Origin of the sequence: uncultured Campylobacter sp., from assembly GCF_937890585.1 — a bacterium.
Lineage (GTDB): Bacteria > Campylobacterota > Campylobacteria > Campylobacterales > Campylobacteraceae > Campylobacter_A.
Genome location: NZ_CALACG010000268.1, coordinates 1 through 7,116, shown reverse-complemented (window position 1 = coordinate 7,116; position 7,116 = coordinate 1). Strand labels below are relative to the sequence as shown.

The window sequence follows — 7,116 nt, the reverse complement described above, 5'->3', positions numbered from 1 at the left end:
GATATAATAGCCACAAAACGGCATAGCTGTGTGATTTTAGCATATTTAACCAAAGCTTAAATCATTTAAGCTTTAGCAAATAAAGGAATAAAATGACGAGAATTCTTACTCTACTTTTTACATTGTCCGTTGCGGCAATGGCCATTGAAGGACCAACTGGCGTCAATCAATTTGACAGCACCATTTGGGCAGCACAGAGGATAGAAAATATCAAGCCTTATGAGCATGGCTGGGGCCCGATATTTACTTTTATACAAGGCAACGACTACTTCGCGATAGCTGCACTTTCTATCATTTTAGCTGTTATCGGCGCGTTCGTGCTACACTTCTTGATCATCGGACCAAAACACTTTAGTCACGATGGCAAAAAAGTATTTGCGTTTTCACTGATCGAACGTATAGCTCACGGCTTAGCTGCGATCTCTTGGATCATCTTAGTGCCAACTGGCATCATCATCATGTGGGGTGCAGAGCTTGGCGGTGGCACATTTGTGCGTTTCTGTAGATACTTGCACGATATAGCGACTATTATATTTGCTATTTCTGTGCTTCCTATGCTATTTGCTTGGACTATCAGAATGCTTCCAGCTGTTTATGACATCAGATGGATGATGATAGTTGGTGGTTATCTATCAAAGAAGAAAAAACCAGTCCCTGCTGGTAAATTTAACGCTGGTCAAAAGGCATGGTACTGGATCGCTATCCCTGGTGGTATCGTGATGATCATCACTGGTGCGATCATGTATTTCATGGATATTAAAGAGCCTGCAGTTGCTAGTTGGTTTGGTATCTCTCAAATCGATCTTTTAAGATATAGCGTAGTTATCCACAACTGCCTTGGCATCGTCTGTGCGGTATTTTTCCTAGTTCATATCTATATGGCTGCGATCGCTATACATGGCGCTATCTGGTCAATGGTCACTGGATACAAAGAAGAAGAAGAGGTTTATGTACTTCACCACTACTGGTATCAAGAGCTTGTTAAGGAAAACAAGATCCCAGTATCTGACTACGAAAAATCTTACACAAATTTAAAATAATCAATCTTGACCTTGCGACTTACGCAGGGTCAAACTCTCTTTTATAACAAATTTCACAGCACAAATCCTTTTAAAAAATTAATATTTTTTAGCTATAATCCAAAATCAGTTTCAAGGTTTGAAATACTAATCACAAAGGAAAAACAATGACAAGAACAATTGATTGCAGAAATTTAGAGTGCCCAAAACCAGTCATCATGACTAAAAATGCGCTTGAGGGCTTAAACGAGGGCGAAAGCTTAGAGATCATCGTAAATGCTTTGGCGCCAAAAGAAAATATCTCGAGATTTTTGAAAAATCAAAATATAGAATTTAGCCTAGAAAGTGGTGAAAAAGAGACTAGAATTTTGGCAATAAAAGGCAAAAGTGCACTTGAGCTTACAAATTTTGACGAATTTGTCTGCGATATCACGCCAAAAAGCGAAAAAGTGCTCTATCTAAACGACGAACGCGCAGGAAGCGGCGATGTAGGCGTGAATTTGCTCTCTAAATTCCTTGGCGCTTTTTTACAAGTAGAGAAAAAACCAAAGTTCATCATCTGCGTAAACAACGCCGTTAAAATGACAACAGATCGTTCACACCCAAGCTTTAAGCCACTCAAAGACCTAGAGGCCGCTGGCGTGCAAATTTTGAGCTGCGGAAGCTGCTTGGAGGCTTATAAACTAGTAAGCGACCTTGCTATCGGCGAAATTTCAAACGCTTATGAGATTATCGATATACTCTCAACTCACGAGCAGATCAAACTATGATCTACCACGACAAAAAGCTTACGCAGTTCGTTAAAGCCGCCGGCTGAGCTGCTAAGCTTGACCCGTCGGGTCTACACAAAACGATTAGTAGTTTAAATTTATCTCATCCAAACCTGCTCTCAAGCACCGGTTCAAACGAGGACGCGAGCGTTTTTAAGCTCTCAGAAGATCTCGCACTCGTTCAGACGCTTGACTTTATAACGCCAGTAGTCAATGACCCATTTATCTACGGCCAGATCGCTGCGGCAAATAGCCTAAGCGACGTCTTTGCTATGGGTGGCGAGGTGATAAACGCCCTAAATATCGTGGGCTTTGACAGCTGCAACCTTGCACCTGAAATTTTGGGCGAAATTTTGCAAGGCGGAGCTAGCAAAGTAAAAGAGTGCGGCGGTATCATCGTTGGCGGGCATACGATAGAAACGCAGCAGATGTACTACGGACTAAGCGTCACTGGCAAGGTGAGTCCGCAATATTTCTGGGCAAACAACACCGCAAAGCCGGGCAATGTCCTCATCCTCACAAAGCCCCTTGGTAGCGGCATCTTAAGCACTGCGATCAAAGCCGATCTACTAAGCATAGCCCAAATAAACGAGGTCGCAACCATAATGGCTCAGCTAAATTCCTACGCCGTAAAAGCGCTTGAAGGTATCAAAGTCTACGCAGCCACCGATGTGACTGGATTTGGCTTTTTGGGGCATTTAAGCGAGATGTTGAACGAAGAGATTAGCTTTGAAATTTACGAGCAAAACGTGCCTATCATCGCAAGTGCAAAAGGGTTTGCCGACATGGGCATCATCCCAGAGGGAAGCTATAAAAACCGCGAATTTGCAAAGCATTTTGTGAGCAAAGAGGCTGATATCGTGCTCTTTGACGCGCAAACTTCTGGCGGACTTTTGCTAGCTGTTGGCGAAAATGATGCAAATTTGGCTCTTGCTCGCCTAAAAGAGGCTGGATATGAGCACTCAGCGATCGTTGGCATGGCTACAAGAAAAAATGAGTTTGAAATAACTCTTAGATAAATTTAAACTACATGCCAGCTTTCGCGCCGGCTACTAAATTCCCTTTAATTTACCTAACCGCTCTATAATTTCAAAAATTTAACAAAGGAGATATGATGAACTATCTTGAAATTTTAAAATTTCGTCACGCTTGCAAAATTTTTGATGAGAGCAAAAAGATAAGTGCTGGCGAATTTGACTTTATCCTAGAGGCTGGCAGACTAAGCCCAAGCTCGACTGGCCTTGAGCAGTGGGACTTTTTAGTCGTACAAAACAAGGAGCTTAGAGAAAAGATAAAAGCCGTTTCGTGGAACCAAGTGCAGATCACCTCTTGCTCGCATTTGGTGGTCGTCTTGGCAAAGATCAAAGAGATAAAGGTTGGCAGTAGCTATATCGATAAAATGATCGCTAGACGCGCAGATAAAGAGCCTGAGATGATCGCTGCGAGACAGAAATTTTACAACGACTTTTTGCTATCAAATTTCAAAAACGACGATGAGCTAACATTTCAGTGGTCACACGAGCAGTGCATGATAGCTGCGACAAATATGATGAACGCAGCCGCGAGCCTTGGGATCGACAGCTGCCCGATCGAAGGCTTTGATAGGCACGCTTTAAATGAAATTTTAGGGCTTGATGAGAGCGAGCAAAGAGTGGCTATCGTAGTGCCATTTGGCTACCGCCTAAACCCACAGCCTGAAAAATACCGCAGACAAAGATCTGAAGTAGTTACTTGGATCTACTAACTCACGGGGCAAAACGCCCTGTGTCTATTTAAATTTAAACAAAAAGAGATTTTATAAGCTAAAAAAAGTAAATTTGCGTTAAAATCATGGCTAGTTTTAAAAAGCGAGGCTTAAATTTAATGCAAAAAAATAGCGCTAAACCAGTTTTGCAGATTTTTAAGAGGTTCTATGTAAAGATAGCACTACTTCTTTTTGCCTTCATCTTTCTTGCACTCTTTGTCATATTTGCTGGCATAAACAACATTAAGTATGAAATTTCCACTCTAAATTTAATCACTAGAAACAATATCATCAACGCATTTTCAGATGTAAAAGATAACATATCTACAAAGGCAAGACTCATTGCAAACGGCATAGAGCCGTTTTATGAAAATACTATTATAAGTAAATTCTACGCCGCTTTTTACGTGATATCAAAAGATAACTCTTTGCTTTACGAGCGTAAATTTGACAGTGCTTTAGAGCTACACGACTACGATATCGCATGGTTTTCAGATATTAAAGCGGGCGAGTTTAGGCTCTCTGATAGATTTTACAAAAATAAGCGATTTAAAGATATCTACATAGCTTATGGCCTAAAAAATGGCAATAAAATTCTCGCTCAACTAAGTCAAAATCTTTTAAAAAACAGAGTCGATACAGGCTACAATAAAAAGCTTGGCGCATATGTCTTTTTGGTTGACAAAGACGGCAACCTCTCAAGAGATGAGTTTTATAAAAAATTTGTAAAAGAGGACTTTGATAAGTATATCTCGCAAGGTGGCGAGTTTAAAGAAGACAAGATCATTTTTATACTAAAGGATATGAATTTTTACAAGATCAGCTACCTAGAAGAGCAAAAATTATTTATCATCACTGGCTCTAACAAGCAGCTTGAGATATTCCTGCAGCTTCTTTTTATAGCGCTTTCGTTTATATGTTTTGTTGCATTTAGTATATTTTGGATGCTTGATAACAGATACGTCAAAGATAAATTTTTATCTCCGTTTAAAAAGATCACCCTTTTTGCCACAGACAAGAGCAAAGAGGCTGGAGATGACTTTGAGATAAGTGAGTTTATATCGCTAAACAACAGCATAAAAGCACTCTACGACAAAACCGACAAGGCCTACGAAGTGGCGCAAAGCTACGAGCATAGATTTGGCTACGTCTTTGAAAAGAGCTTTTTAAAGATCGTCGTGTTTGACGCATATACTGGCGTTATAACAGACATTAGCAACGCTCTTTTAGAAACTCTTGGCTACAAAAGAGACGAAGTATTAAATTTAAACGTCAAAGAGCTGCTTTATGGCGAGTTTAAGAGCCTTGTTAGAGATAGGCAAAATGCGATAAAAAACGGCCTAGCCTATGAAGCAAAGCTAAAACGCAAAAATGGCGATATAGTCGATGTTTCAGTGATTGAGAGTAGCTTTGAGCTAGAAAACACAAGAGTAAATTTTATCGTTGTAAAAGATATCACTCAAGAAAAGATCACGCAAAGAAATGACGAGATCGTCAAAAGCTACGTACTATTTTCTCCAAACGTCATCGCAGTGGCCACCCTTGATGAGCCACTCTTGATAACTCAAAGCACAAATAATATAGAGAGAGTTTTTAACATCCAAAATGAGAGCCTCATAAATTTAGAGCATATCATCGCGAGTGAGGACATAGAGAGCTTTAAAGCGGCCATGCAAGCAGCCAAAAAGGCCTTTATACAAACAAATTTCAAAAACGACGGGCTAAATATCATCGTCAATATGCTAAACGCCTACGGCAAGAAAATACCATTTAAAGTAATAGCTAAATTTGTCGATGGGGACGAGCAAAAGATCATATACTCATTTACCGACCTTAGCGACATGCTAAAGCTTCAGGAGAATTTTGACAGGCAGGCAAAAGAGAACAAAGCACTGCTTTGGGCAGGCGAGGCAAATATCTTCTCGTGGGATAAGAGAAATGATCTGCTTAGCATTTCAGACGAGCTGGCTAAATTTTTAGGTACGCAAAGCACGCTAAATTTCGAGCAAACCAGATCTATCTTGGTCGATGAATTTGATAGTTTTTACAACTTTTTTGAGAGCTTAAGAGATGGCAACAGCTATGTTGGCGATGTTAAATTTTATAGTGCAGATAAAGAGGTAGCACTCTTCAGACTGCGAGCAAAAGCCCTTGAAAGCGACGAATTTGGCGAGGTAAGCCTGATAAAAGGCGTCTTAAAAGATCAAAGCTTAGAGGAAAATTTCTTTATCTATCAAGACTTGCTGGCTAAAATTTTCTCATTTAGCAAAGAGGAGATCATCTTGCTTGACGAGGAGCTAAGAGTGATCGACGCAAACGACGCATTTTTTAGCACTCAAAGCAAAAAAGATGAAATTTATCTAAAAGATATCACCCTTATAAAACAAGGCTTAAGCGATATAAAATATCAGATCATCGAGGTCATAAACCGCGAAGGCTCGTGGAAAGGCAAGGTCTGGAGCGAGGACGCCAAGGGCAAAAGCAAGCTTGAGATGATAGAAATTTTACCGCTCATAAATGCCGATGAGAGCAAAAACGGCTATCTCATGCTCTCGATGCCTTCAAACAACGAGCAGCAAAACGAAAAATACCTCGAATATATCGCATATCACGACCCGCTCACCAAGCTACCAAATAGATTTTTACTCTACAACAAGCTAAATTCGCTAATACAAAAAAATGATCAAAAAATAGCCGTTATCTACCTTGATATGGACGATTTTAAGGGGATAAATGACAACTTTGGTCACCAGATCGGCGATAAATTTTTAATCACTATCGCAGAGAAGATAAGCGCTCTATTTTTAACAAAAAATATCTTTGCAAGGATAGGTGGAGACGAGTTTGTAGGCGTTATAAACTATGAAAATTTAGGCGAGGTATATGAGATCGTTGAAAATATACTAAGGATATCATCGCAAGCTGTCGTTATAAATGAGATCAGCCTAAAAACTAGTGCAAGCATCGGCATAGCGCTGGCTGAGCCTGAGCTTGGAGCTGATGACGTGCTGCAAAGAGCCGACTGGGCGATGTATCAAGCCAAGATAAGTGGCAAAAACAGAAGCTATACATTTGATGCGAAAAAAGATGTCTATTTTAAGAGCCAATACGAAGATGGCTCAAAAATTTTAAAAGCGCTTGACGCTGGCGAGATGTTTTTAGAATTTCAACCAGAGATCAGCTTTAGCACGGGCGAGACTTTAAGTTTTGAAGCGCTTATTAGATGGAGAAAAGATGGCGAGATCATCTATCCAAGCGACTTTTTACCACTTATAAAGACAAGTAGCGCATCGAGCAATATCGCTTTATTTACGATAAAAGAGGCGCTTTTAGCAAGAAAAATGTGGCTAGAAAATGGCATAAGCGCAAAGGTTCGCGTAAATTTAAGCGTTAAAAAGCTCTTTACAGAGGAGTTTTGGCATAAATTTAAAGCGATATTTGATGAGGATAAAAGCCTTGATCCAACTGGGCTTATCATCGATGTTATCGACGCTGCAACAGCTACAAATTTAGAAGTTTTAGAAATTTATGTTAGAAAGTATAAAGAGCTTGGCATACACTTCTCGCTTGATGACTTTGCCTC

5 protein-coding genes are annotated in these 7,116 nt (G+C 40.1%); all 5 read left to right on the top strand.

Annotation, left to right across the window (positions count from 1 at the left end):
* Nucleotides 1-92: 92 nt before the first annotated feature.
* A complete protein-coding gene (locus Q0296_RS08100; protein ID WP_021092159.1) occupies nt 93-1,040 on the top strand; it encodes a formate dehydrogenase subunit gamma in 948 nt (315 codons plus the stop codon).
* A 146-nt stretch (nt 1,041-1,186) separates the two neighbouring features.
* The gene (gene yedF, locus Q0296_RS08095; protein ID WP_298039140.1) at nt 1,187-1,789 is read left to right on the top strand and encodes a sulfurtransferase-like selenium metabolism protein YedF; all 603 of its coding nucleotides are present in this window, start codon (nt 1,187-1,189) and stop codon (nt 1,787-1,789) included.
* Entirely contained in the window at nt 1,789-2,808 is a 1,020-nt protein-coding gene (gene selD / locus Q0296_RS08090) for a selenide, water dikinase SelD (protein WP_298039143.1), read from the top strand. Before yedF ends, selD begins: the two co-directional genes overlap by 1 nt.
* 95 nt (nt 2,809-2,903) lie before the next feature.
* Complete coding sequence (locus Q0296_RS08085; RefSeq protein ID WP_298039137.1) at nt 2,904-3,533, top strand: NAD(P)H-dependent oxidoreductase; 630 nt, start codon at nt 2,904-2,906, stop codon at nt 3,531-3,533.
* A 119-nt stretch (nt 3,534-3,652) separates the two neighbouring features.
* A partial coding sequence (locus Q0296_RS08080) for a diguanylate cyclase (RefSeq protein WP_298039135.1) occupies nt 3,653-7,116 on the top strand: 3,464 nt, incomplete at its 3' end.

Excerpts from the sequence above, each read along its gene's own strand:
- Q0296_RS08100 (WP_021092159.1), top strand. The coding sequence starts at position 93 with ATGACGAGAATTCTTACTCTACTTTTTACATTGTCCGTTGCGGCAATG.
- yedF (WP_298039140.1), top strand. The coding sequence starts at position 1,187 with ATGACAAGAACAATTGATTGCAGAAATTTAGAGTGCCCAAAACCAGTC.
- Q0296_RS08085 (WP_298039137.1), top strand. The coding sequence starts at position 2,904 with ATGAACTATCTTGAAATTTTAAAATTTCGTCACGCTTGCAAAATTTTT.